Annotated in this window: 22 protein-coding genes; 3 read left to right on the forward strand and 19 right to left on the reverse strand. The window is 66.5% G+C overall.

Annotated features, from left to right (window positions below):
• Positions 1-2: 2 nt before the first annotated feature.
• The 17 genes from FHY18_RS11685 to FHY18_RS11765 form a co-directional block, all read right to left on the reverse strand.
• Complete coding sequence (locus tag FHY18_RS11685) at positions 3-1,070, reverse strand: LacI family DNA-binding transcriptional regulator (protein ID WP_259155046.1); 1,068 nt, start codon at positions 1,068-1,070, stop codon at positions 3-5.
• Positions 1,071-1,110: 40 nt separating this feature from the next.
• Positions 1,111-2,385, reverse strand: a complete 1,275-nt coding sequence (locus FHY18_RS11690; RefSeq protein ID WP_259155047.1) for a sugar MFS transporter — start codon at positions 2,383-2,385, stop codon at positions 1,111-1,113.
• Positions 2,386-2,428: 43 nt separating this feature from the next.
• Positions 2,429-3,151, reverse strand: coding sequence for a GntR family transcriptional regulator (locus FHY18_RS11695; RefSeq protein ID WP_259155964.1), 723 nt, complete (start codon positions 3,149-3,151; stop codon positions 2,429-2,431).
• Between the two features lie 389 nt (positions 3,152-3,540).
• Positions 3,541-4,257, reverse strand: coding sequence for a type II secretion system protein N (gene gspN / locus FHY18_RS11700; protein ID WP_259155051.1), 717 nt, complete (start codon positions 4,255-4,257; stop codon positions 3,541-3,543).
• Positions 4,254-4,709 carry a type II secretion system protein M gene (locus FHY18_RS11705; RefSeq protein ID WP_259155053.1) on the reverse strand — a complete coding sequence of 152 codons (456 nt, stop codon included), beginning with the start codon at positions 4,707-4,709 and terminating at the stop codon, positions 4,254-4,256. Before FHY18_RS11705 ends, gspN begins: the two co-directional genes overlap by 4 nt.
• Positions 4,706-5,794 (reverse strand): type II secretion system protein GspL, encoded by a 1,089-nt coding sequence (gene gspL, locus FHY18_RS11710; RefSeq protein ID WP_259155054.1) that lies wholly within the window; start codon positions 5,792-5,794, stop codon positions 4,706-4,708. The genes FHY18_RS11705 and gspL overlap by 4 nt, the downstream gene beginning before the upstream one ends.
• Complete coding sequence (gene gspK, locus FHY18_RS11715; protein ID WP_259155060.1) at positions 5,791-6,783, reverse strand: type II secretion system minor pseudopilin GspK; 993 nt, start codon at positions 6,781-6,783, stop codon at positions 5,791-5,793. Before gspK ends, gspL begins: the two co-directional genes overlap by 4 nt.
• On the reverse strand, positions 6,780-7,382 hold the full coding sequence (gene gspJ / locus FHY18_RS11720; RefSeq protein ID WP_259155066.1) for a type II secretion system minor pseudopilin GspJ: 603 nt from the start codon (positions 7,380-7,382) through the stop codon (positions 6,780-6,782). Before gspJ ends, gspK begins: the two co-directional genes overlap by 4 nt.
• Positions 7,379-7,756, reverse strand: coding sequence for a type II secretion system minor pseudopilin GspI (gene gspI, locus FHY18_RS11725; protein WP_259155067.1), 378 nt, complete (start codon positions 7,754-7,756; stop codon positions 7,379-7,381). The genes gspJ and gspI overlap by 4 nt, the downstream gene beginning before the upstream one ends.
• On the reverse strand, positions 7,740-8,183 hold the full coding sequence (locus FHY18_RS11730; RefSeq protein WP_259155068.1) for a GspH/FimT family pseudopilin: 444 nt from the start codon (positions 8,181-8,183) through the stop codon (positions 7,740-7,742). Before FHY18_RS11730 ends, gspI begins: the two co-directional genes overlap by 17 nt.
• 66 nt (positions 8,184-8,249) lie before the next feature.
• A complete protein-coding gene (gspG, locus tag FHY18_RS11735; protein WP_259155069.1) occupies positions 8,250-8,714 on the reverse strand; it encodes a type II secretion system major pseudopilin GspG in 465 nt (154 codons plus the stop codon).
• Between the two features lie 27 nt (positions 8,715-8,741).
• The gene (gspF, locus tag FHY18_RS11740) at positions 8,742-9,938 is read right to left on the reverse strand and encodes a type II secretion system inner membrane protein GspF (protein WP_259155212.1); all 1,197 of its coding nucleotides are present in this window, start codon (positions 9,936-9,938) and stop codon (positions 8,742-8,744) included.
• Complete coding sequence (gene gspE / locus FHY18_RS11745; protein WP_259155219.1) at positions 9,925-11,418, reverse strand: type II secretion system ATPase GspE; 1,494 nt, start codon at positions 11,416-11,418, stop codon at positions 9,925-9,927. The genes gspF and gspE overlap by 14 nt, the downstream gene beginning before the upstream one ends.
• Positions 11,419-11,422: 4 nt before the next feature.
• Complete coding sequence (gene gspD, locus FHY18_RS11750) at positions 11,423-13,492, reverse strand: type II secretion system secretin GspD (protein ID WP_259155224.1); 2,070 nt, start codon at positions 13,490-13,492, stop codon at positions 11,423-11,425.
• The gene (locus FHY18_RS11755) at positions 13,489-14,301 is read right to left on the reverse strand and encodes a type II secretion system protein N (protein ID WP_259155228.1); all 813 of its coding nucleotides are present in this window, start codon (positions 14,299-14,301) and stop codon (positions 13,489-13,491) included. Before FHY18_RS11755 ends, gspD begins: the two co-directional genes overlap by 4 nt.
• A gap of 160 nt (positions 14,302-14,461) precedes the next feature.
• Complete coding sequence (locus FHY18_RS11760; protein ID WP_259155229.1) at positions 14,462-17,116, reverse strand: TonB-dependent receptor; 2,655 nt, start codon at positions 17,114-17,116, stop codon at positions 14,462-14,464.
• 78 nt (positions 17,117-17,194) lie between these two features.
• On the reverse strand, positions 17,195-18,679 hold the full coding sequence (locus FHY18_RS11765) for a hypothetical protein (RefSeq protein WP_259155231.1): 1,485 nt from the start codon (positions 18,677-18,679) through the stop codon (positions 17,195-17,197).
• A 187-nt stretch (positions 18,680-18,866) separates the two neighbouring features.
• On the opposite strand from FHY18_RS11765, the gene FHY18_RS11770 reads away from it, so the two are divergent.
• Both FHY18_RS11770 and FHY18_RS11775 read left to right on the forward strand, forming a co-directional pair.
• Entirely contained in the window at positions 18,867-19,727 is an 861-nt protein-coding gene (locus FHY18_RS11770; RefSeq protein ID WP_259155232.1) for a 2OG-Fe(II) oxygenase, read from the forward strand.
• Between the two features lie 178 nt (positions 19,728-19,905).
• Positions 19,906-21,951, forward strand: a complete 2,046-nt coding sequence (locus tag FHY18_RS11775) for a TonB-dependent receptor (protein WP_259155233.1) — start codon at positions 19,906-19,908, stop codon at positions 21,949-21,951.
• Between the two features lie 225 nt (positions 21,952-22,176).
• Here FHY18_RS11775 and FHY18_RS11780 read toward each other — a convergent pair whose 3' ends face one another.
• Both FHY18_RS11780 and FHY18_RS11785 read right to left on the reverse strand, forming a co-directional pair.
• Complete coding sequence (locus FHY18_RS11780; protein ID WP_259155237.1) at positions 22,177-22,590, reverse strand: VanZ family protein; 414 nt, start codon at positions 22,588-22,590, stop codon at positions 22,177-22,179.
• Positions 22,578-23,831 (reverse strand): SAM-dependent methyltransferase, encoded by a 1,254-nt coding sequence (locus tag FHY18_RS11785; protein ID WP_259155241.1) that lies wholly within the window; start codon positions 23,829-23,831, stop codon positions 22,578-22,580. Before FHY18_RS11785 ends, FHY18_RS11780 begins: the two co-directional genes overlap by 13 nt.
• On the opposite strand from FHY18_RS11785, the gene FHY18_RS11790 reads away from it, so the two are divergent.
• Positions 23,830-24,567, forward strand: coding sequence for a pteridine reductase (locus FHY18_RS11790; protein ID WP_259155242.1), 738 nt, complete (start codon positions 23,830-23,832; stop codon positions 24,565-24,567). The genes FHY18_RS11785 and FHY18_RS11790 overlap by 2 nt on opposite strands.
• The last annotated feature ends 250 nt before the right edge of the window (positions 24,568-24,817 follow it).

Here is a 24,817-nt window from a genome sequence, read left to right on the forward strand (position 1 = left end):
GCTCAGGCGGATTCGGGGGGAAGGGGTTTGCCGGTGGACGCGGGCGCCGGCGCAGTGGAGCCGCGCACCACCAGTTGCGGTACGAAGCCGCGGTTCTGCAATTGCGCGGGCTGGTCGTCGTAGGCATCGCTGCGCAGCTGGCTGATCAACAAGCGTGCGGCATGCCGCGCGATGTCGTCGGTGGCCTGCTTGGCGGTGGTCAATGCGGGCCACGATTGCCGCGAAAACGGGCTGTCTTCGAAGCCGGCGATCGACAACTGATACGGCACATTCATGCCGGTGGACTTGGCCGCGGCCAGTACGCCGGCGGCGATTTCATCGTTGCTGCCGAAGATGGCGGTGGGCGGCTCGCGCAGCGACAGCAACCGACGCGCGCCACGGAAGCCATCGTCGAAGGTGTAGTCGCCGGGAATCACCAGGTGCTTGTCCAGCGCAATGCCATAGTCCTTCAACGCCGCCTCGTAGCCGGCATAGCGCTCGCCGCTGGAGCGATGCTGCGGACCGCCCCACAGGAAACCGATGCGTTGATGGCCGAGCTGAATCAGATGCTCGGTGATTTCATACGCGGCATCGCGATCGTCGATATACACACATGGGCCGTCGCCGGGATCGTCGGTGGCGGCGATGATGCGCACGCTCTTGATCCCGCGCGCGGCCAGGCCGGCGAGCAGTTCGGGGCGTTCGGACATCGGCGCGGTCAATACCACGCCGGCCAGGCGCGAGCGCTGCACCCATTCGGCCAGCTCTTCGGCCAGCAATGGCGAGGTGGAATCGCAGGGATGGATCTGCAGGCCGAAGCCGGTTTCGCGGCAGGCGGCCAGCACGCCGTTCTGGATGCCGATGATGTGATATGGATTGGGGTTGTCGTAGACCAGGCCGATCACGAACGGCGTGCCGCTGCGCAGATTGCGTGCGGACGGATCGGGTTCGTAATCGAGATCGGCGATGGCACGCAGCACGCGCGCACGCGTGGCCTGCATCACCGAGGGCTCGTTGTTGATCACACGCGACACGGTCTTCAACGAGACCTTGGCGCGCTCGGCGACGTCTTTGATGGTGGGCCTGCGCATGGAAGTGCCTTGTTCGTCGGAACGCATCATGCCGCGTCGCTCACTTGGCCTGGGCCGGCAGGCCCAGGCGATGACCGCGCAGCGAATAGAACAGGATGTACAGATAGCACGGCACCATCAGCGCAGCGAACACGACCTGGAAGTCGTAGTGCTGTTTGAGAATGGCGAACAGCTGCGGAATGATCGCGCCGCCGGCAATGCCCATCACCAGCAGCGCCGAACCGATCTCGGTGAAGCGGCCAAGCCCGCGAATGGCCAGCGGAAAGATCGCCGGCCACATCATCGCGTTGGCGAAGCCCAGCGCGGCCACGAAGCCCACCGACACATAGCCATGGGTGAACAATGCACCCAGCGAGAACAGCACGCCCAGCACCGCCGACACGCTCAGGTAACGCGCCTGCGAAATGACGGTGGGGATCAGCGCCAGGCCGGCGAGGTAGCCCAGCAGCATCGCGCCCAGCGTGTAGGAGGTGAACAGCTTGGTGCTGTCCAGCGGCAGGTTGAAGCCATGTCCGTAGGTGCCGATGGCATCGCCGGCCATCACTTCCACGCCCACATAGACGAACAGGCACAACACGCCCAGCCACAGGTGCGGGAACTGGAAGATGCTGGATTTCTGCACGCCGGCAGCGCCGGGGGTTGCATTGGCTTCGGAAGCCTTGAGTTCGGGCAATGGCGAGAACAGCACGCCGATGGCCAGCAACAACAGCACGCCGGACATCACCAGATACGGTGCGTGGATCTTGGCGGCGAATGCAGTGAGCAAGGTTTCCTTGGTTGCGGCATCGGCACTGGCGACTTGCGCGGACAGGTCGCCGATACCATGCAGCACCAGCGAGCCGATCAGGATCGGCGCCAGGATGCCGGCGATCTTGTTGCAGATGCCCATCAAGGCGATGCGGCGTGCGGCACTTTCGATCGGACCGAGGATGCTGATGTACGGGTTGATCGCGGTCTGCAGCAACGCCAGGCCGCTGCCGATCACAAACAGCCCGCCCAATGCGCCCGGATACCAGCGTTGGGTGGCGAACTGGCCGAAGCCGGCCGCGCCCACCGCCATCACCACCAGGCTCAGCGCCAGGCCCTTCTTCATGCCGGTGCGCTTGAGGATCCACGACGCCGGCAGCGCCAGGAAGAAGTACGACAGGTAGAACACCATCAGCACCAGAAACGCGTTGACCTCATTGAGGTCGAACGCCAGCCGCACGAAGGTGATCAGCGGCCCGTTGATCCAGGTGAAAAAGCCGATGATGAAAAACAGCACGCCGACGATGGCGATCGAGACAACGGGATTTGCGGGCCTGGCGGTAGTCATGGATCGGCTGGCTCTGAGGTTGTCGTAGGGAATGCCGTTGGGGTCAGCGGCGCAGTTCGGCGACGAAGTCGTAGAAATCGTTATGGCAATAGGTGTCGGTCAATTCGATCGCGCTGCCGTCGCGCGCATAGCCCACGCGCACCACATGCAAAATCGCCTCACCGGTTTTCATGCGTAGATGTTCGGCCAGACGCGCCGGCAGGTTGATCGCGCGGAAGTACTGCAATGCGCGCACCACCGGCGTGCCCTGCGCATCCAGATAGCTGTACAGCGAATCGCCCACTTGCTGCGGGTCGGCCACGATGCGCTGCGGCAGCACCGCATGCTCGTAGGCCATCACGCGGTCGTCGGCGCTGCGCAGACGGGTGAGCGAAGCCACCGCCGCATCCGGCGACAGGCCCAGCCGCAGGATCTCTTCGCCATGCGCCGGGCGCAGCCGCCGCTCCAGCCAGCGCGTGCCGGGCTCGTAGCCCTTGATGCGCAGCGTTTCGCTGAAACTGGTCAGGCCACTGAGCTGGTGCTGGATCTGGGTGGTGACGAAGGTACCGGCGCCCTGCCGACGCGAGACCAGGCCTTGTTCGACCAGCACATCGACCGCCTGGCGCAGGGTGACCCGCGAGATCTGCAGGCGCTCGCACAGCTGGCGCTCGGCCGGCAGCGCTTCGCCGGCCTTCCACTGACCGCCACGAATGGCGTCGGTGAGTTTGCCGGCCAGCTGCAGGTACAGCGGGGTTGGCGCGGACGCGTCCAGGTGCAGGTCGTCCAGTCGCTTGTCGGCGTCCGCCTTGGCCTTGGCCATTCGTTAGTCCCGCCTGCCCGAATTCGATAGGTCCAATATAGTACCAATCTACGGCGACGCACCAGCCCTGCGCTGCGCCGGCCCATCTGGACGGGTTGGGCGGGCGTGTGCGACGCCAGCGGGCGCGCCTGGGGCTTGACCGGTGAATCTCGGCGCGGCGGGCACTGGTCTGCATTGCACGGGGTGCCGTCTCGGCAACCGGCTTGGCAAGGCAGCGTGGCGGCCAGCCGATGTGTGGCCAGGCAGATCAGACCAATTTTGCCGGCACTGGAGGTCTTGGACCGGCAGCTGGCGGGCAGCGGAAACCGCTGCGCCACGCAACCAGCCCTCCCCCGCTTCGCCAGCAGTGAGCGGCGCTACAGCTGCCCCTGATCGACGCGCACCAGCCAACGCTCCGGCGTCTGGACGAAGCCGAGCAGTTGCAGGCCCAACTGCAGCGCGGTGTCGTTGCCGGGCTCGACCTGGGTGCGCCACTGCCAGCGGCCATCGCGCTGCAGCCGCAGCTCGGCGCCGAGGTCGACGCCTTCGGGCAGACCGCCATCGGGCGCGAGCGCCAGCACCAGGGCATCGTCCACGCAGCGCGGGCTACCGCGCAGACGCAAGGGCAGCAGTCCGGCGGCTTCGCCACCTGCGTTGGGCAGCACCTGCACGGCGACATCGCCGCCGGCCTGCGTGCATCGTGCGGCATCGAAGATCGCATGCACCTCGCGCAGATCGATCGACAGATCCAGCAGGGCCACCCCACCCGGCTTGCGCAGCAAAAGGCGACCAGTGGCCTGCTGCACACCGTATCGGGCGCCCTGCAATGCCACCAGCTGCGCGGTGGCCGAGCGCAGCTGCACCTGGCGTTGCCCGCGCAACAAGGGCAGCGGGCGCAGACGCACGCCGACATCGCCCACGTCCATGGTGGTCCAGGTCACGCCACGCAGGGTGCCGTTCCAGATCGAGCCGTGTGCTTCCAGCGCGGTGAACGGCAGCGTCTCGATCGGCAGCACCAACCGCAGCGGCAAGGTGGCGATCACGCCGACGACCAGCAGCGCGCTGCCCAGCAACAACCAACGCACTGCCCTCATGGCGCGATGCCCGAAAACGTGCAGCGTACCCGCAGCTGCCCGTCGCGGCGGGTGATCTCAAGCGCCGAAGGCGTCAGGTCGTGACGCTGGCGCAGCTGTTCCAGCCAGGCGAACAGGACGGGGCTGGTGACGGTGTCGATCTGCACTGCGAGCGTTCCGGTCGGACTGCGCTGTTGGCGGGTGATGGTGATCGTGGCATCGCGCGCGCTTTGCACAATGCGCGCCAGCGGGATGGCGGCCACTGTACCGCCGTGCGACGCGCGCGCCATCAACAGCGCCTCTGCGGCATGGTCATACCGTGCCTGCGCGCCGCTGCGCCAGTGCCGCAGCGGCACCAGCAGCGCATACCAGCCGATGAAGGCAGCGATGGCGGCGACCATGACCGCTACCATGATGCGTTCGCGCGGTGCGCGGCTCTGCCACCACACCGGCATACCTTGCAACGTGTTCATCGCGGCGGCTCCAGTTCCAGCGAAGTGGCGAGTCTGTCATCGCGGGGCTGGCCCGCGCCTGCACGCAGCTGCCAACCGGCGCGGCCGAGCTGGGCGGTGAAGCGCTCCAGTTGCGCGGCGTCGCCGTGCAGCAAGGTGACGCGCAGCGGACCTTGTGGTTGGTAAGCGAGCGCATCCAGTTCCGCACCCGGTACTGCGTCGACTGCGGCGAACACTGCCGCCAGTTGCGTTGCGAATGCGCTCTGCGGGGCGCCGGCCTGGCGCGTCTTGTCAGCGCCATAGGGCATGCCACTCGGACCCATCAGCTGGGCGCTGCGCCGCTGCAGGAGCTGCGCACCGATGTCGTAACGCAGGCTCTGCGCCACCATCACAAGCACAGGCGAGAGCACCAGCAGCGCAAGCAACCACGCAAGCGTGCGTGGCCGCAGGCCCTCCCGTTGCGGCGTTGACGCAGCAAAGCCTTGCTGGCGCAGATTGATCGGCGCGGTGGCGGCATGCCGCGCAAACTGCGCGATGGCGTGCATTGGATCCGGCCCCGGCGGCAGCATTGGGGCGATCGGAAGCGATGCGACCAGCACCTGCGCCAGCTGCGGCTCCAGGCTGCAGGCGATACGCGTGCCACGCAGCAACCAGCGGCCATCCCAGTGCAGCAGCGTCGGCGGCTGATCCGGCGGCGCGGCGGCCAGCAGCAGACAGTCGGGCACTACCGCATCGGGGACGACACCCAGCTCTGCCGCACGGTCGAGCCACTGCCGCATCACCGCGCCATCCACTGCGGCCACCAGCCGCGTACCATCGCTCTGCGCCTGGTCGGCGATCACCACATGCAGCGCCTGTGCATCGCCTGCCAGATGCTCGGCCAGCTGCAGCCGCGCCGCAGCCAGCGATTGCGCGATGCTGCGCCCGGGCAAGGCCAGCCAACGCAGATGCACGTCCACGCCCGGCACCACCAGCACCGTCTGCGTCGTTGGCGCGCGTTGCGCATTCAACGCATCCTGCGCCAACACGTGGCCGTGTGCATCCACGCGCACGCTGATGGGCTGCGCTGTGGCATCGGCCGGCAACAACAGTAGGGTGCTACTCATTCGTCGGGGCTCCATTGACGTGCCACCAGCCGCACGCGGCCGGCAGGGTCCTGTTGCAGCAATGCCTCCAGCAGAACCTGCGCACCGGCGTGGTCGACCTGGCTGTAGAGGGAAAAATAGGACGTGCGCAATTGGATCTGCTGAAACACCGCATCCGGCAACGCCGCCTGCATGAGTGCGGGCTGCTTCCAGAACACCGCTGCATCGCGCCAACCGCCAACCGGCCGCGCGGCGATGATGCGGCGTGCGGCCGGCAACTCCACCGCGCCTTCGGTCAAGGCCGCCAGCACCGGCGCATCTTCGGCGCGTAGCGTGTTGATGTTGATCGGCGACAACCGCCCTTCGGGCAATGCGCACACATAGGGTTGCAGCTGCGCGACGAGCGCCGGCGTGTAACCGGCGACGGCGCGCAGCTCGCTGACGCCGGCCAACAAGGTCGCGCCGGTGCGCGCCGGCACCGCCGCTTGCAGATAGCGGTCGTCTTCGGCGCCCTGCGCGCCCGGCTGGGTATCGCTGTCGATCCAGTCCACCAGCGCATCGGTGAGCTCCTGCGCCTGTTGCGTGGCGATACCCAGCGCGTCCAGCAAGGCCAGGTACTGGTTGGCGCCATCGTCGCTGCGTTGCCACTGCTCGGGTGCGCCCATCACCACGCTGTTGAGGTTGAAGCAGCCGCCGCGATCGCGCAGCCGTACGCTCACCATTCCATCGTCCAGCGGGAAGTTGATCGGTTGGTCGTTCCAGCCACCGTCCAGCGTGGTGCGCAGCGGGTCGCGCCTGGCCAAGGCCTGCAAGCGTTGCCGCGCCACGGCCTCGCTGCCCAGCGCATACCACTGCGCCTGCGTCATCGCTTCTGCGTTGCCGCTGCGGCGCAACCCAAAGCGCAGGTCGTTCAATACTGCCACCATCAGCAGCGTCATCACCGCCACCAGCAACAGCACCGTCAGCAATGCGACGCCGCGTTGTTGCGCAGGGGCATGCAGCGCACTCATGCGCGCCCCTCCGGCAGCAGGAACAGCTGCCGTACGGGGCCCCATTGCTCCAGATCCAGCTCCAGCAACAGTGCATCCGGCAGTGCCTCCAGTCCGCCGCTCCAGCCATCGCTCCACTGCGCACGATAGTGAAACGCCACCTCGGCCGAACGCACACCGCGCAGCAGCACCTGCGGCGCCCCGGCCACCGCGCCATCCAGCGCCGGCCGCGCACTGCGCTCCAGACGTCCGTCGACGATGCGGTACTCGACGTATTGCAGCGACGCACGCGGCGCCTGATCCGGATTGCTCCAGCCACGCCGGACAAAGCCGAACAAAGGCCCCTGTGACCCGGGCGCACGTGCAACGAACGCGGTGCGCGCGGCGCTGCCATCGCTGTTGCGCGTGCGCCGTACCGCGGCCTGTTGCAGATCGCTGCGCAGCAGGCCATGGACCAGTTGCAGTTCGCGCACCTGCTGCAGGCGCGCGCGCACCGCATCGCGCTGATCGATGCTTTGCCGCATCACCACCACCGCGGCGCCGGCCACCAGCGCAAAGACCGCCAGCGCCACCAGCAGTTCGATCAGGGTGAAGCCCTGCATGCGCTGCGTGCGGCTCATTGCACGCTCCGCAATGTGCTCAGGCTGGCAATCTGCTGCGGCTGTCCTGCGGCGCGCACTTGCACCTCGATCCGCACCATGCCAGCGCTTGCCGGCAGCGCCTGGCGTTGCCAGTCCCAACGACGGCCACCCAGCAGGTCCTGGCCTTGCACAGGCGCCACTGCGGCGTTGGCCGGCGCCAGCATCGCCTCGATCGCCTGATTTTCCGCAACCAACGCCGCAAGCATGCGTTCTTCCAGCACCACTGCCGTGCGCGTGCTTTCGCCCGACAGATTCAGCAACCCGACCACCGCCATGCCGAAGATGGCCAATGCGACCATCAGCTCAAGCAGCGAAAATCCGGCGCAGGCGCGCTGGTTATCGACGCGGCGCATCGACCCGCACCACACCGGCGGCATCCACCATCACCTGCAGCTGGTGCTGCCCATCGTCCAGCGCGATGCGTTGCGGCGTGGCCGCACCGGTCGGGTCGAAGCGGACGCTCAACTGCGTACCGCCGCCCGGCAACTGCGCCTGCACGCCCGCAGGCCAGCGCGTGGCGGCGAACGGCGTCTGGTCCAGCGCAACCCAACGTCGCTGCGCCTGGCGACGGAACGTATAGCCGCCCGCGTCGATGCTGACTTCAACCATGCGCAGGCTCAGGATCGCCTCGTCGCGTGCATTGGCCAGTGCACTGGCCAGCATGTCGGCCTGAGCATGCAGATCCTGCCGCGTGTCCGGCACGGTCATCACTACCAGGGTGCTGGCAAGCGCGGTGATCACCAGTACCGCCAGCAGCTCGAGCAGGGTGAAGCCACGCATGCGTCCGCGATGGCTGCGTATCGCCGTCCGTTGCGCGCTGGGTGGTGCAGTCAGCACGGCGGCACCTCAGCGCCAGTTGCCGATGTCGGCATTGTCGGCATCGCCGCCTTCGGCGCCGTCGGCACCGAAGGAGTAGACGTCGAAGCCACCGGTTCGTCCCGGGCGTCGATATTGATACGCGTGGCCCCATGGATCCTCAGGCAACCGGCGGATATAACCGCCCTGCCGATAGCGCTCGGGCCGGGTCAGGCCGCTGGGCGGGCTGAGCAAGGCCTGCAAGCCCTGCTCGGTGGTCGGATAGGTGAGGTTGTCCAGTCGGTAGGTTTCCAGCGCCTGTTCCAGCACCGCAACATCCGCGCGCGCCTTTTCGACCATGGCGCGGTCCTGGCTGGGCATCACGTTGATCATCACCACGGTGGCCAGCAGGCCGATGATGACGATCACCACCATCAACTCGACCAGGGTGAAACCGCGCACGCCACTGCGCGAGACAGGCGAGCCGGCACGTGCACGACACTGGTTGGACTGCATGGGGATCTCCGAAGAAAGCGGCCGCGCTCAGCCAAGCGCGAGGGTGTTGAACTGCAGGATGGGCAACAGGATCGACAGCACGATCACCGCCACCACCCCGCCGAGCAGCACGATGATGGCCGGCTCCAGCAGGCTCATCGCCGCGCTGGTGAACGATTCGAACTCACGCTCCAGGTAATCGGCGGCGCGCTCCAGCATCGGCGCCAGGCGCCCGCTGTTTTCGCCGCTGGAGGCCATGTACAGCAGCGTCGGCGGAAACACCCCGGCGCGCTTCATCGCCGCAGCCAGACTGCCGCCTTCGCGAATCGCGGTGACCATGCTGTCGGTGGCCAGCCGCAAGGCGCGGTTGTCGACCGTGCGTGCGGCGATCATCAGCCCCTCCATCAGCGGCAGGCCGCTGTTGACCATGATCGCCAAGGTGCGCGCCATGCGTGCGGCGTGGAGGTCGCGGATCAACCGGCCGAGCAAGGGCGCACGCAGGATGGCGCGATCCGCAGCCAGCCGCAGCGCCGGGCGCCGGAGCAGACGCAACGCTGCGATGACCGCAATCACCAGCGCAACCAGTAGCGGAACGCCGGCATGCAGCAGGAAGTTGGACACACCGATCACCGCGCGCGTCAGCCATGGCAAGGCGCGGCCCATCGAGTCGAACTGGTCCACTACCTTGGGTACGACGAAGGTCATCAACACGATCACCACCGCACCGGCCGTCAGCGCCAACGCGGCCGGGTAGACCAGGGCGGACTGCAGCTTGCTGCGCACCTGCGCCTGCCGCTCGAGCAGATCGGCCAGCCGCTCCAGCACCTGCGGCAAGGCACCGGCGCTTTCGCCCGCGGCGACCATGGCGCGATACAGCGGCGGAAATGCGTTGCCCTGGCGGGCCATCGCATCGGACAAGCGGAAGCCTTCGACCACCAGGCCATGGGTCTGGCTGGTGACGCGGCGCACGCCGCGTCGTTCCGATTGCGTACCGATGGTGCGCAAGGCTTCTTCCAGGGGCGCGGTTTCCACCAGCGTCGCAAGCTGGCGCGTGAACAACACCAGATCCTTGCCGCTGAAGCGTGCCGCACGCATGGAGGTGGCAGCGGCAGCGGCGTCGACCCGCACCGGCACCCACTGGCGCTGCTCCAGCTGCGCGCGCGCACTGTGCACGCTGTCGGCGCTGATCACGCCCTGGCGGCTGCGCCCATGCAGATCGAGCACGGTGTAATCAAACCGCGGCATGCGCATCCTCCTGTTGGCGGGTGACGCGCAAGGCTTCTTCCAGCGTGGTGAGCCCTTGCAGCACGGCGGCGCGTGCGGCGTCGCCCAACCGCGGCGCGCGTGCGAAAGCGACTGCTGCCAGCGCATCCTCGTCGGCGTTGTCGCCGATCAGTCGGCGCATCGCATCGTCTACCGCGATGGCTTCGTAAATGCCCACGCGCCCGGCATAACCGCTGTGATGGCACACCGCGCAGCCGACTGCGGCGTACACCGTCGCACCGCCACCGTCGTCGACCGCAAGCAGCTGCCGTGCGGCTGCATCCAATGGCCGTGGCGCGCGGCACTGCGGGCACAGCCGCCGCACCAGCCGCTGCGCCAGAATCAGGCGCAGGCTCGAGGCCAGCAGAAACGGTTCGATCCCCATATCGCGCAGGCGCGTGACCGCGCCCACCGCATCGTTGGTGTGCACGGTGGACAGCACCAGATGGCCGGTGAGACTGGCCTGCACCGCAATCTGCGCGGTCTCGGCATCGCGGATCTCACCGATCATCACCACGTCCGGGTCCTGGCGGAGGATGGCGCGCAGACCGGCGGCAAAGGTCATGCCCACCCGCGCGTTGACCTGGGTCTGACCGACGCCGTCGATGGCGTATTCCACCGGGTCTTCGACGGTAAGGATATTGCGCGAGCCATCGTTGAGCAGGCTCAGCGCGGCGTACAAGGTGGTGGTCTTGCCCGAGCCGGTGGGACCGGTCACCAGCACGATTCCATTGGGTACCTGCAATGCGCGCTGCACGGTGTGCATCACTGCCGCGGGCATGCCCAGCTGCGTCAATGACAAGGTGCCCTGCTCCTTGTCCAGGATACGCAGCACCACCCGCTCGCTGTTGCGCGTGGGCAGCGTGGACACGCGTACGTCCAGCGCCTTGGCGCCCATCACCAGCGACACACGGCCGTCCTGCGGCACGCGCTTTTCGGCGATATCCAGCCGTGCCATCACCTTGACCCGCGACACCAGCAGCGGCGCGATGCGCCCGGGCAAGGTGGCCGCTTCGCGCATCACCCCATCCACACGCAGCCGCACGCGCAAGCGCGATTCGTAGGACTCCAGATGCACATCGGAGGCGCCCAGGCGCGCGGCTTCGGCGATGATGCCGTTGATCAGGCGGATGATCGGCGCGTCGTCCTGGCTGTCGAGCAGATCGGCAGTGGGGATATCGTCGATCAACGAATCCAGGCTGCCGTGCAGGTCCAGCGCCTCGACCTGCACGCCCTGCTCCATGCCGGCATCGGCGTAGATCTCCGAGACATGCCGATCGAATACCGACGGTGCCAAGGTGCGCACCTGCAACGGCATGCCCAGCGCCCGCCGCAACTCGATCAGGGCCTGCACATCGCCGCCTTCGCGCAGGCCGATCTGCGCGGCGCTGTCGCTGCCGAGCAGCACCACGCCGTGGCGCTTGGCGAACGCATAGGAAATGCTGGCGCGCACGGTGTCCATGGCATCAGCGCTGCACGGGACGTGCGCCGGGTGCAGGCGTGGCTGCCGGTGCCGGCGATGGTCCAGACGGCAACTGCGGCGGCTGCGCGCGCAGGTAATCGCGGACCAACGCATCGAGCGCGGCTTCCGGGTCGCCATCGGCCAACTGGCGATCGCGTAGATAGTTGTAGCGCGGTGCGGTCATGCGCTGCGCATCGGCCGCATCGCGGATGATGGTCGGGCGGATGAACACCATCAGGTTGGTCTTGTCGCGATTGCGCGACTTGTGCCGGAACAGCGCGCCCAGCCCGGGCACATCGCCGAGCAGCGGCACCTTTTCCACGGTCTGCCGGTCGTTCTGATCGAGCAGGCCGCCAAGCGCGACGATGGCGCCGTTTTCCACCACCACGCGGGTTTCGATCTGGCGCTTGTTGAACACCAGCTCCGAGGACTGCGCGCTGACCGGCCCGGCAATTGCCGAGACTTCCTGCTTGATCGCAAGCGTGATGCCGCCGGCGGTATTGATCTGCGGGCGCACCTCAAGCTCCACGCCCACGTCCTGGCGCTGGATGGTGCGGAACGGGTTGTCGTTGGCCGCGCCCAGTACTTCGCCGGTGGTGATCGGCACTTCCTGGCCCACCAGGATGCGCGCCTGCTCGTTGTCCAGCGTCATGATCGATGGCGTGGACAGCAGATTGGAGCCGGTATCGCTCTTGACCGCATCGATGATCATGCCGAACACCGCATCGTTGCTTTGCCCGGCCAGGCCGATCAGGCCGCCACTCAGTCCCAGCAACGATTGCGCGGCCACATTGCGCGCCTGTTCCAGCACCGAATCGTCGTCGCCGTTATTGCTGCGCGTGCCGGCGGCGGCCGCAGCCAGGGGCACGATGCCCGGCGCTGCACCGCTGTACTGCGTGGCGATCAACGGCACGGTGCCGTTGCGGCCAGCCAGCAGCAGCTGCACGCCCAGGCGCTTGGCCGCAGTGTCGGAAATCTCCACCACGATCGCTTCCACCAGTACCTGCTCGCGATGCACGTCCAGCTGGCGGATCACGTCCATCAAGGCACGCTGGGTTTCCGGGTCGGCATTGATGATCAGGGCGTTGGAGCCGGGGTAGCGCACGATCACCGGGCGCTTGCCGGTAGCCGGTGCGATCACCTGGGTCTGTGCGGTGCCGGCGGCTGCCGCCACATCCACGGCAGTGGAGCGCGTGTCCTGCCCGGCTTGCGCCTCATTGCCCGGCGTCTGCCCGACCAGCTGCTGCAATACCGGCAGCAGCTGCTCGGCGCTGGCGTGTTGCAGCCGCACCACGCTGACATCGCCACGGCGCTCGGCGCGCCCGTCCAGATCCATCGCGGTGCGCACCACCCGCTGCACCAGCGCCGGGTCGCCGCGTACGATCAACGAATTGCTGCTGTCCACCGGCAACACCGACAGTACCGCACTGCGCTCGCCGGCCTGGCCAAACAGCGAGGTCAATGTGCGTGCCAGCTCCTGCGCGGAACTATTGCGCAAGGTCACCGTGTCGATGGCCGCGCGATCGGTATCGATCTGCGTCACCAGCCCGCGAATGCGGCGCAGGTTGTCGGCGTAGTCGGCTATCAACAGGCCATTGCCCTGCGGCATCGCCATGATCACGCCGCCGCGCCCGATCAGCGGTTTGAGGATCTCTGCCGCGCTACGCGCATCCACCCGCTGCAGCGTGAACACCTGCGTGGCAAACCCCAGATTGCCGCTGGCGGCACTGCCCGGCTGTTGCGCGGCGGTATCGTCGGGAATGATGCGATAGGTCGACGGACCACTGGACACCGCAATCAAGCCGTTGGCGCGCAACACCGCCAGCAGCATGCCGAGCAGGTCGGCTTCGCTCATCGCCTGCGCGCGCGCCACGTTGACCGTGCCCTGCACGCGGGTGTCCACGATGAAGGTGATGCCGGTGGCGCGCGAGACATCCTGGATGAAGGCGCGCAGGTCCACGTCCTGCAGCCGCACTGCTGGCGCATCGGCGGCCTGCAGCGAGACGACTGGTGTCACGGCGCACACGCACAGCAACGTGGCCGACAACAGCCATATGGGGCGAGCAGCAATCATTGCGGGCGCTTCAAGGTCATGGTGTGGGTCTGGCCGTCGCGGCGATAGGTCAGCGTGGCCGCCTGGCCATCGCGCAGTTCGTCCTGCAACTCGCGCAGGTGTTCGGCATCGAGCGTGCGGCCGTTGATCTGGGTCAGTACATCGCCTGCCGCCAGGCCGGCCTGGCGCAACAGCGCGCCATCGCCACGCGGCATGATGGTGAAGCCGCTGCCGTCCGCGCTTGCACGCAGCCCGGCGCTGCTCAGCAGCTGTTGCGGGTCGACCGTGGTTGCGCCTGCTGCTGCCGTCGCATTGCCCACGTTGGACATCACGCCCGATGCGCTACCTGCGGCTGTGTTCGCTGACGATGACGTTGTCGCAGGCGCCTGCGGCGCCGCATCGAGCAATGTCAGGCGGCGCACGCCGCTACCGCTCCGCAGCAGCACGTGGTCGGCGGCGACCGCTTGCAACACGACGCCAGGCATCACCGTATCGCCGACGCGGTAGGCGCCCTGCCGGCCATCGCCGAGACTCAGGTAGGCCGCTGCCTGCGCAGCACCCGCACGCACACCGTGCAGCAGCACGCCATCGCTCGTGCTGTCGGCAACGCTGCGATAGAACACGTCGCGGCGCAATGCAGACCACTCCGACGCCGTGCCCGCGACCGGCTGTGCGTGACCAACCGGACCGACCGGGGTGATCAGCAACCACAGCAGACGCAGCCCTTGCAGTGCCAGCAACCCGACCAGCGCACAGCCCAGTGCCGTGCGTGCTGCATGCGACGACATGACGGTAGTCAACGAGGGCAAGGCGCGGTGCAAAGCAGACATCCGGCTGAAGGATTGCGATCGGATGACAGAATGCGGCAGCAATGTGTCAGTTCGAAGAAATCGATGACACCAGACGACACACACCGACATGCGGCAAAACGCAAACGCCCGCCATGCCGAAGCACAGCGGGCGTTTGCGATCCGACACGCGCCCGATGGATCAGAAACGCGCTGTCACACTGATGTCATAGCTGATGCCGGGCTGGTAGGTGTACAGATCAACCCGGCTGCTGCCCACGCGCTGGAACTCCTGATACTTGGTCTTGAGCAGATTACGTGCGGCGAAGTTCACCGAGAGCGTATCGCCAGACCACACCAGGCCCTTCTTGATTACCAGATCCAGCGAGGTTCCAGGCTTGTCGATGTAATCCGGCTGACCCGGGCGACCACGCGCAGAAATTCGCTCGCCGACGTAGTTGGCGATCAAGGTCGCCTGGCTGTGCGTGCTCTCGCTCTCCACACCGATCTGCAGGTTGGCGATATCGTCCGATTGTCCCTGCAACGCCGAGCCGTCGCGAATGAACAGGTTGGCCTGTACCGGTGCGCTGAAGCCGAACGGCTGCACGGTATCGCCGGCACTGGCGCTCACCTCGGACGTGGTGCGCGTGTAGTTGCCGGACACGAACAGGCGCTTGTCGCCCCACCAATCGGCCGCGACCGGCACGTCCAGATACTTCTTGGCTTCCAGCTCGATGCCGTACAACGTGGCCTTGGGCGCATTGATGAAACTCTGCACGATGCCGCCACCGGGCGCGTCGTTGACGATGGCTTCGATCGGCTTGTCGATGTTCTTGTAGAACGCGCCGACGGTGACGTACTGGCCCGGCTCGAAGAACCATTCGTAGCGCGCATCCAGATTGACCAGCTCGCTGTCGATCAGGAACGGATTGCCGAAGAACTGGCGGTCGATATCCGGGTCCAGATACTGCTGCGGCGCCATTTCGCGGAATTGCGGCCGCGCGATCGTCTTGGACGCACCGAAGCGCAGCTGCTGGTTGTCGGCAAAGTTCCAGGTCACCGTGGCCGATGGCAGCGCGTAGCTGTTCTGCAACGGTGCCACGCTGTCCTGGCGTGCGCCGCTGAAGATGTCGTACGGATGCACCGCCTGGGTGGCGTCTTCATAACGCACGCCCACGGTGGCGCGCAGGGTCGGCACGATCTCGCCTTCTGCCTGCAGGTAGGCCGCCTTGACCTTCAAGGTCGCGTCGTAGGCTGCCGCACCGAAACTGCCGGTGGTCTCGCGCAGCCGCAGCAGATCGTTGCTGAGGTTGTAGTCGGAGATCAGGTAATCCACGCGCTGATACTGGTTCAGGAACGGCAACGGGCCATCCAGCGCCAGAAAGCGGAACTCGCGGCTCCACGCGGTGCGGTCGTTGTCCAGATACGCCAACCCGCCCTTGACGGTGAGGTCGTGCTCGATCGGCAGCCGCCAGGTCACGTCCACGCCGCCGCTGGCGACCTTGTCGTCGACCTTGCTGAAGCGTGTGTAGTTCTGCACGCGCGAGGCATCGTGCGCCCAGTAACCGTCGAGCAACTCGTAACGGATGCCGGTTTCGTACGGTACATCGCGGCTGGCATTGGCCACCGCCGCGCGCCACTCGATCCTGAGATCGTCGTATTCGCCGAACGCATGCGAGCCGAGCAGCTGATTGTTGATCAACTGACGCGCATACCACTCGGTGTTGTCGTCGCGCACATCGAATCCGGCCAGCTCGTCGCGGCCGGCGCGGCTGCGCGCCACCTTCAGGCTGTCGTGTACATACAAGGTGGTCCAGCCGATCTTGTGGCGGCCATATTCCCAACCCAGGCCGAGCATGCCGTTGGTGCGCACGTTGTTGCGCGTGGTCGCAAAGTCGTAGCTGGAATTGAACTCCACGCCATCGCCGACAAAGATGCCGTCCTGCTGCTTGCCGGTACGCGTGCGCCATTCGTTGTCGTAGCTGGCCACCGCAAGAATGCCCAGCTTGGCCTCGCCGATGTCCATGCTGTAGCCGGCGCTGCCGCCGACGTTGACGTCCGGGTCGATGCTGTCCTTTTCCTGCAGCACATACAGGTTGGCGTTGTTCATGCTGCGGCCGATGCGGCGGATGTCATCACGCGAGAAATTGCCCAGGTCCACGCGGCGCCCGCTCGCGATGGCATCGCGCAATGCGCCCGGCTGCTTGCGCGCACCGTCATCAAAGCCCCACTCGTCATCGCCGGAGCCGTAATAGGTCAGGCCCTTCTCGCCGGTAGTGACGCTATTGGCGCCGCCGCCCACGGTGAGCGACAGGAACGGCTTGTCCGGCACCGTCATCGATTGCAGATCGATCACGCCGCCACCGAATTCGCCGGGATAATCGGCCGAATAGGTTTTTTGCACGGTCACGCTTTGCAGCACGTCGCTGGGAAACAGATCCAGCGGCACCACACGCTGCATCGGCTCGGGGCTGGGCAGCGGCGAGCCGTTGAACAAGGCCGACGAGTAGCGCTCGCCCAGACCGCGTACGTAGACGTATTTGCCGCGCGACAGGCTCAGGCCGGTGACGCGCGTCAGCGCCACCGCGGCGCTGCTGTCGCCGGTGCGCTCCATGTCCTCGCGGGTGACGAACGAGGCCACTTCGGAGGTCTGCAGCATCGGTTCGGGAATGTATTCGCCGCGCACCACGACCTGGTCGAGTTGCTTGGGCGCAATGGCGGCCGCACTGGAACTGCTGCCGCCGCCGGCGGCATCGCTGCCGGTCGACTGCGCCATGGCGGCACCGGACAGCAGCAAGGTGGAAATGGAAAGAGACAGGCCCGTCCGCGAAAGACGGGCGACAGCGAAGGTTCGCATCGTGGGAGCCCTGACAACAGAAAGATGAAGCTGGACGCATCGCACGGCGGCGCGCTGGCCGCCGTGCGATGCCGTGCCTCAGCAGGGGCGATCGGCGGTCAGGCCGCAGCTCCAGCCCTGCCACCAGGTGTCGTTGGCATCACGTACGCCACCGATGTAATTCACCTGCTGGAAGAAACTGCTCACCCCGTTCAGGCCCTGGAACGCCGGCACTGCGGTTTCGTTGGCGCCGTTGATGAAGGTGTTCTGCAAGGTCGACACGCCGTTGGCGACATTGTTGGTACCGGCGGCGAACTGGCTGGCCGCACGCGGGTCGCTGCCGAACGCCGTCGGGCAGGCGAAGAACACCGAGTGGAAGGTGCCTGCGGTGTCGGTATCGGCCATGTTCAAGCACACCAGGCCATCGCCGGTGCCGCCGGCGGGACGGGTGAAGACCGAGTTGTAGAACGCGGCCTGGGTACCCTGATTGAGCATGATCGCCGCACCGGCGCGCGCATTGCCCACGTAGGTGAAGTTGGCCACCTTCGGGCGCGAATACGGCTGGCGACGCAGGCTGCTCCACTCGTTCATGCGGTCGCCGCCTCCGGCGCGCTGCACCACGATGCCGAACTGCAATGCGCCGCTCCAACCTGCATCGGTATCCAGCGAATCGTCGTCGGCGCCGGTGATCACGATATGGCTGCCGTTGACCGTGCCGCCGAACCACTCGATGCCGTCGTCGGAACTGTTGTGGATCTGCACGTAATCCAGACGCGTGCCGCTACCCACGCCGGCCAGGGTGATGCCCTGCAGCTCGTTGTTGGGCGAGATTTCGAAGCCCGAATACATCACGCGCAAATAGCGCATCGAACCGCTGTTGTCGGTAGCGCTATTGCCGCCATAGAACGCGTTGGTGCCTTCGACCTGCGCCTGGCACTGCGGCGTACCGGACACGGTGGTGCCCGGGCAGTTGTTGATCGCCGCACGGCCCAGCACCACGATGCCGCCCCACAGGCCGATGGTGTTGGCGTTGACCTGGCCTTCCAGCGCCTGACGCGCGGTAAACACGATCGGCGCACTGGCGCTGCCTTCGGCGAAGATCTGCGAACCGCGATTGACCACGATGTAGTCGCTGCCCGACGAACCGTACAGGGTCGTGCCCGGCTCGATGGTCAGCACGCCCTGCGCGCTGCCGGCCGCCGGCGCAGTGGCGTCGCCGCCGCGGTCGGTACCGACGTTGACGCGGCCGCTGATCGAATACGCGGTACCGGCGCGCGCGGGCACCACCAGGTTGCCGGTGATGGTCTCCGGCAACTGGCAGGCACGCAGCGTGTTGTTGGCGATGGTGCCGACGTTGGAAAAACCGCTCGGGCAATCCGCGGCCGGGCCGGTCGGCGTCGGTGTCGGAGCCGGTGTCGGAGCCGGCGTTGGTGCAGGCGTGGGCGCCGGGGTCGGTGCCGGTGCGGGCGGAAACGCGCCTTCGCCGGGCGAGGCGACGCGGTCTGCACCGCCACCGCAGGCGGACAACGCCAGTGCGGTGCTAAAGGTCATGAGAAGTGTCTTGCTGCTATTGCGAACGGACATGCGGCTGATCTCCAGGTCAAAAGGTCCGGTATGAAGAGGAGTCGTCAAGAATTGGTAGCGTTCCGCTCACTGCAGTGGCGAGCACGTTCAAGATCCCCGTCACCTTTATAGGGGCCGTCTGTTGCATTTGTCTTACCACGACACATTTGACATATAGCTGCCACACGTTGGCATGCACTGTAGCGGGATGAGCCACACCGATATCCCCACCACCCTGGCCGACTGGATCGTGGCGCAGGCCCTGGCCGGCCAGCCGCCCGAACAAGCACTGCAACCGCTGCTGGATAGTGGCTGGGACGAACAGGACGCCATCGATGCAGTCGAAGCGCTGGTGCGTGCGCACATCCAGCAGCATGCGCAGACACATGGATTGCCGCTGCCGGTTCGCGTGCCGGCGCTGCTGCACGACAGCGATGCCGCGCTGCTGGATCTGGGCGATCGTCAGGTGCGCGTGTTGATGCGCATGCGCTTGCCGCGCGTGATGGTGCTGGGTGATTTTCTGTCCGATGCCGAATGCGATGCATTGATCGCACTGGCGCAGCCACACCTTGCGCGCTCGCGCACCGTGGACAACGCCAACGGCACGCAGGTGGTGCATGCCGCGCGCACCAGCGACAGCATGTGCCTGCAACTCGGGCAGGATGCGCTCTGCCAACGCATCGAAGCGCGTATCGCCCGCCTGCTCGACTGGCCGGTGGATCACGGCGAAGGCTTGCAGGTTCTGCGCTACAGCACCGGCGCCGAATATCAGCCGCACTACGATTACTTCGACCCCGACGCAGCGGGCACGCCAGTGTTGCTGCAGGCAGGCGGGCAACGCGTCGCCTCGATGGTGATGTACCTCAACACACCCGACCGCGGCGGGGCCACGCGCTTTCCCGATGTGCATCTGGAGATTGCCGCGATCAAGGGCAATGCGGTGTTTTTCAGCTACGACCGCCCGCACCCGATGACACGTAGCCTGCATGCCGGCGCCCCGGTGCTGGCCGGCGAAAAGTGGGTGGCGACCAAATGGCTGCGCGAACGCGCAGCGCGCATGCCCGGCTGACCGGGCAACGCGCTCAAGCAAAGCGCGTGCTAGACGCACCAACCGCCCAGACGGGCGTACAGGACACGCTGCGCTGGCGGTTTCAGCCAGCGCCAGCGACGTACGTCACATATGTTATAATATTGCATTAGCTGACACATGGGGTGATCAGCTCCTTCGCATCGGTGTCGTTCGATCCATGAAGATCCAGATTCTCGTCGCGGCAGTGGCTGCCATCCTGTTTGCCGCCCAAGCGCGTGCGCAGTCGTCCGATTCGGCGCTGACGCTCGGCAAGGTCGATGTCCACCAACATGGCGAAGGCCAACTCACCGCGCATCAGGTGCTGACCTCGGTGGACGTACTGGGCGCCGACCAGATCGAAGACAAGAACGTGTCCTATAGCTGGGAGCTGCTCGGGCAGATGCCCGGTATCCAGCTCACCGAAACCCGGCAGGGCGCCGAATCGGGCAAGGTCAGCTTTCGCGCCTTCAACGGCGAGGGTTACCTCAATGCGATCAAGACGCTGATCGACGGTATTCCCAGCAACGTCAACAGCGGCAACCAGCGCTTCATCGACATGCTGTTCCCGCTGGAAATCAGCTACATCGAGGTGGTGCGCGGCACCAATGATCCGCGCTACGGCTTGCACAACATCGGCGGCAACATCAATTTCGGCACGCGTCAGGGCGGCAATTACACCGACGCGCGCCTGACCTACGGTAGCTTCAACACCCGCGATGGGCAGCTGGCCGTGGGCCGCGAACGCGACGGGTTTGCGCAGAACTATTTCGTCGGCGTGCAGGCCTCCGATGGCTACCGTGAGCACGACACCTCCAGCAAATATGCGTTGGGCGGCAAATGGTTCTACGGCAGCCTCGACGACGGCATGCGCATCGGCCTGACCGCACGCGTCTATCACAACCAGGCCGACGAACCCGGCTTCATGACCGCAGCGGAAATGCAGGCAGACCGTCGCAGCTCGGACCTGCGCAACCGCAACGACGGCGACGACCGCGACATGCGCCAGGTCGGCGTCCATATGGACCTGAAGCTGGCGGAAGGACTGTTTTTAGGCACCAGGCTTTACTACAACCGCTATCTGGACGACCGCCAGGTGACCTTCAGCGACCTGCCCACCGGCAATGCGCCCCGCCAGCGCCGCATCTGGGACGAGGCCCAGGTCGGCATGCTCAACACGCTGACCTGGCGCAGCAGCGACACGCTCACCCTGGAAGGCGGCGTCAACTACGAACATCAGGACAACGCCTACCGACGCGAGCGCTTCAGCTACGCCGAGCCCACCAATTTCAACGCCGCCCCGGCACGCATCCAGAACGACGACCGCCATACCTTCGACAACTGGGGCGCCTACGTGCAGGCGATCTATCAGCCGATCGAGGCGCTGAAGATCGTGCCGGCCTACCGCGTGGACCGCTTCGACGGCCACACCCAACTGCCCGGCGGCGTTCGCGCACCGCTGCAGCGCTACGGCACCATCGAGCAGCCGAAACTGAGCGTGGTCTACGCCTTTACCCCGACCACCAACGTCTATGCCAACTGGGGCCGCAGCTTCCAGGTGCTGACCGGCTCCACTGCGCCGGCTTACCTCACCGCCGGGCAGCCAGACGTGCGCCCGTCCACCAATACCGGCATGGAGCTGGGCATGAAATTCAGCCCGTTCCATGGGAGCCAGGCGCGCATCGCGGTGTGGCAACAGGACGCGGCCAACGAAGTCTCCAACATGCCCGCCACCGGCACCACCGTCACCCTGGGCAAGACACGCCGGCGTGGCGTGGATGCGCAGATCAATGCGCAGCTGGGCGACAGGTGGACGCTATGGGCATCGCACGCGTATCAGGAAGCGAAGATCGAACGCGACGACCGCGATGCCAGCGTGTCGCTGGTCGGCCGCGAAGTGGCCGCAACGCCGCGTTACATCAGCAACATCGGCGTCGAATACCGCCCGACCGCTGCGCTGCGCCTGGGCATGCAGGGCCGCGCGCAAGGCGATTACTACCTGGAAGAGCGCAACGTGGCCGGCAAGTACGGCGGCTTCGCCACCCTGGATCTCACCGCCAGATACACCATCAACCCGGCCTGGAGCGTGGATCTGCAGGTCCGCAACGCCACCGGCCGCGAGTACGCCTACGTGTGGTACGACAGCTTCTTCTGGACGCAGGCACAGCCGATGTTTTCGCCAGCGGCAGGGCGCCAGCTCTATCTTGGCTTGAACATGAAGCTGTAACTCGCCCATCCACGGGCTGGGACTGACGCTACATCCGATGATGTGCGCAGGGCTGCTACGCGATGCAGCGGCCCTGCGCCGGGTCTGGAACGTCAGACACCGCCGTCGGCTGCCACAACGACCCGGTGCTCGCTGCCGACGCCTCACTCGCCATCGCAAGCCATCGCCCGATAACGGCAATGCTTGGCGTAGGCGTGCGTTCGTACGCGCCTGCGCGCACGCGACTCAATGCCGCGCAAACAGGCGCTGGTCGATCCGCAACATCACAAAACGCAACGGCGTCCACGCCAGGCACAGGCCGGCGACAATACCCAGCGTGTCGGCCAGCGCATCGTAGGGGTCGGCGCTTCGATTGGTCGTCAGTGCGCCTTGCGCGATCTCGATACCGATGCCTAACGCCACCAGACCGATGGCCGCAACCGCCTGCGCGCGGCGCGTGGCAAACAACTGCACCGCGCCCCAGCACAACAGCGCGAAGGTCAAAAAGTGCTCGGCCTTGTCGCTGTTGTCCGGCAGCTCCGGAATCTCCGGCGGCGGCCCCAGGCAGACTGCAATCACCACCACGATCGCAGCGATCCATAACCCCACCCACAACCGCGGCCGATGAAACGGGCGCAGCGTCTGCGTTACAGCCGCCATGTGAGATCGCCGGCCAGAAATGCGGGCGCGATGTCCACATCGCGCGCAAAGCCCATCACCTGAAAGCGCTCGCCCATCTCGCTGGGCAAGGTCAGCCGCTTGATCTGCTCGCGCAGGCGCATGCGCCCTACTTCATCGGTGCGCGTATCGGCCTGCGCCAGCAAGCCATCCAGGCCGTTGCCCAACAGGAAACTGGCCTGCGTGCAGTAACCGGCCAGTTCGAAGCCGGCACCGGTGCCCGCCTCCGCAAGCGCGGTGAAATCCACCGACGCCGTCAGGTCCTGCAGACCGGGCCAGCGATACAGGTCTTCATGCATGCGATGGCGATAGAACGCACGCAAGGTGCCGTCCTCGCGCTGCGCGCGATAGAACTCGCCGCGCGGATATCCGTAGTCGACAAACACCATCGCTCCGCGTTTCAGGCCGCCGGCCACCGCCTGGATCCAGTACGGCAGCTGCGGCAGCAGCTCGGAGCGGTAGCCATCGGCGAATGGCTGCTCCAGATAGCGCTCCAGATGCCGTACCGCCGCGCTCAACAACGCGTCGGCCGGCTGCTCGCCACGCGCAAACTGCTGCTGCGCATCGAGTACCACGGTTTCCTCGTAGACCTCGCCCTCACGTATCGCAAAGCGCGGCGTGGGCAGCGCATCGATCACCTCGTTGGCGAACAGCACGCCGTCCCAATCGTCCGGGAACGGGCCATCCAGCCATTCGACCAGATCGAACACCGGCGGAATCAGGCTGCGCCCCAGGCGCTCGCGCTGACGCTCGCGCAGGTCTGCGCTGGGTTCGAGAATCGCATAGCGCTCGGGCAACGCGTCCAGCTCCAGCAGCCGCTTCAGCGTGACTTCGGCAAATGCGCCGCTGCCGCCGCCCACTTCCAGCATGCGCGCCTGCGGCCCGAGCTGCTGCAGCACCGGCGCCAGCGCACCGGACACGGTGGCCGCAAACAACGGGCCCAGCTCGGGCGCGGTGACGAAGTCGCCGGCCTCGCCGAACTTGCTCGACCCGGCGCTGTAGTAACCAAGACCCGGCGCATACAACGCCAGCTCCATGAAGCGCGAGAACGGAATCGCACCGCCGGCGGCCTGGATTTCGGCGCGCACATGCGCAGCCAGTCGGTCGCTGTGGGCCAGCGCGTCCGAATCGGGAGTGGGGAGGTCGGCGTGCATGCGGGCACCGGTTGCGGGGACAATGCACAGGATAGCCGAGCCCTTTGCAACGCCGAGCGAGTACGCCATGACAGACAGTTCCAAGGTGGTGTTGATCACCGGCGCAGGCCGGCGCATCGGCGCACAGATCGCCGCCGCGCTGCACGCCGCCGGCTACCGGGTTGCCCTGCACGCGCATCAGTCCGCCGACGCGCTCGGCGCGCGCGTGGCCGAGCTGTGCGCGCAACGCGCAGGCAGCGCGCAGGCCTTGCACGCGGATCTGCGCCTGCCGCACGCGCCTGCGCAACTGGTGGCCGAGTGCATCGACGCATTCGGCCGCCTGGATGGGGTGGTCAACAACGCCTCGGCGTTCTATCCCACGGCACTTGGTCACGCCACGCCGGCGCAGTGGGACGAATTGTTCGCGGTCAATGCGCGCGCGCCGTTCTTCATCGCCCAGGCCGCTGCCACGCAATTGCGCCAGCACCGCGGCGCCATCGTCAATCTCACCGACCTGCATGCACAGCAGCCGATGCGCAACCATCCGCTGTACGGCGCCTCCAAGAGCGCGCTGGAGATGCTGACCCGCTCGCTGGCGCTGGAGTTGGCTCCGCAGGTACGCGTCAATGCCGTCGCGCCCGGCGCCATCCTGTGGCCGGAGCAAGGCAAGTCTGCCGACGCCAGGCAGGCGCTGCTCGCCCGCACGCCGTTGGCGCGCATCGGCACGCCGGAAGAGATCGCCGAGGCGGTGCGCTGGTTGCTGGACGACGCCAGCTTCATCACCGGGCAGACCCTGCATGTGGACGGCGGCCGTCAACTCAGCTGAGAGCGGCCAGCCACATGACCGCACTCACCCCAGGCGGACGCGGCAAGTGCCCGGTGCGGCACCTGGTGCCTACACTCCGGTTTTCAGTGCGCCGTCCACACGCAGCTGGCGGCTGCTCGCCAGATTCTGGTCGCGCGTCGCGTGAGGGTGCATCGTCTGCGATTGCAGACGGATGCGCCTACACCGATAGGCGCGGCCGTACCGTCAGTTCACCACGGTCGTGCAGCACGGCCAGCCGCGCCGTACACCT

Origin of the sequence: Xanthomonas sp. 3793, from assembly GCF_024806835.1 — a bacterium.
Lineage (GTDB): Bacteria > Pseudomonadota > Gammaproteobacteria > Xanthomonadales > Xanthomonadaceae > Xanthomonas > Xanthomonas arboricola_F.

What these genes read in the sequence shown, in the direction of transcription:
- gspI (WP_259155067.1), bottom strand. Translation starts at nt 7,756, where the DNA reads ATGCGCCGCGTCGATAACCAGCGCGCCTGCGCCGGATTTTCGCTGCTT.
- FHY18_RS11775 (WP_259155233.1), top strand. Translation starts at nt 19,906, where the DNA reads ATGAAGATCCAGATTCTCGTCGCGGCAGTGGCTGCCATCCTGTTTGCC.
- FHY18_RS11690 (WP_259155047.1), bottom strand. Translation starts at nt 2,385, where the DNA reads ATGACTACCGCCAGGCCCGCAAATCCCGTTGTCTCGATCGCCATCGTC.
- FHY18_RS11685 (WP_259155046.1), bottom strand. Translation starts at nt 1,070, where the DNA reads ATGCGCAGGCCCACCATCAAAGACGTCGCCGAGCGCGCCAAGGTCTCG.
- FHY18_RS11790 (WP_259155242.1), top strand. Translation starts at nt 23,830, where the DNA reads ATGACAGACAGTTCCAAGGTGGTGTTGATCACCGGCGCAGGCCGGCGC.
- gspL (WP_259155054.1), bottom strand. Translation starts at nt 5,794, where the DNA reads ATGAGTAGCACCCTACTGTTGTTGCCGGCCGATGCCACAGCGCAGCCC.
- gspN (WP_259155051.1), bottom strand. Translation starts at nt 4,257, where the DNA reads ATGAGGGCAGTGCGTTGGTTGTTGCTGGGCAGCGCGCTGCTGGTCGTC.
- FHY18_RS11730 (WP_259155068.1), bottom strand. Translation starts at nt 8,183, where the DNA reads ATGCGTGGCTTCACCCTGCTCGAGCTGCTGGCGGTACTGGTGATCACC.
- gspG (WP_259155069.1), bottom strand. Translation starts at nt 8,714, where the DNA reads ATGCAGTCCAACCAGTGTCGTGCACGTGCCGGCTCGCCTGTCTCGCGC.
- FHY18_RS11785 (WP_259155241.1), bottom strand. Translation starts at nt 23,831, where the DNA reads ATGGCGTACTCGCTCGGCGTTGCAAAGGGCTCGGCTATCCTGTGCATT.
- gspJ (WP_259155066.1), bottom strand. Translation starts at nt 7,382, where the DNA reads ATGAGCCGCACGCAGCGCATGCAGGGCTTCACCCTGATCGAACTGCTG.
- FHY18_RS11755 (WP_259155228.1), bottom strand. Translation starts at nt 14,301, where the DNA reads ATGTCTGCTTTGCACCGCGCCTTGCCCTCGTTGACTACCGTCATGTCG.
- FHY18_RS11765 (WP_259155231.1), bottom strand. Translation starts at nt 18,679, where the DNA reads ATGTCCGTTCGCAATAGCAGCAAGACACTTCTCATGACCTTTAGCACC.
- FHY18_RS11780 (WP_259155237.1), bottom strand. Translation starts at nt 22,590, where the DNA reads ATGGCGGCTGTAACGCAGACGCTGCGCCCGTTTCATCGGCCGCGGTTG.
- FHY18_RS11760 (WP_259155229.1), bottom strand. Translation starts at nt 17,116, where the DNA reads ATGCGAACCTTCGCTGTCGCCCGTCTTTCGCGGACGGGCCTGTCTCTT.
- FHY18_RS11770 (WP_259155232.1), top strand. Translation starts at nt 18,867, where the DNA reads ATGAGCCACACCGATATCCCCACCACCCTGGCCGACTGGATCGTGGCG.
- gspD (WP_259155224.1), bottom strand. Translation starts at nt 13,492, where the DNA reads ATGATTGCTGCTCGCCCCATATGGCTGTTGTCGGCCACGTTGCTGTGC.
- gspF (WP_259155212.1), bottom strand. Translation starts at nt 9,938, where the DNA reads ATGCCGCGGTTTGATTACACCGTGCTCGATCTGCATGGGCGCAGCCGC.
- gspE (WP_259155219.1), bottom strand. Translation starts at nt 11,418, where the DNA reads ATGGACACCGTGCGCGCCAGCATTTCCTATGCGTTCGCCAAGCGCCAC.
- FHY18_RS11705 (WP_259155053.1), bottom strand. Translation starts at nt 4,709, where the DNA reads ATGAACACGTTGCAAGGTATGCCGGTGTGGTGGCAGAGCCGCGCACCG.
- gspK (WP_259155060.1), bottom strand. Translation starts at nt 6,783, where the DNA reads ATGAGTGCGCTGCATGCCCCTGCGCAACAACGCGGCGTCGCATTGCTG.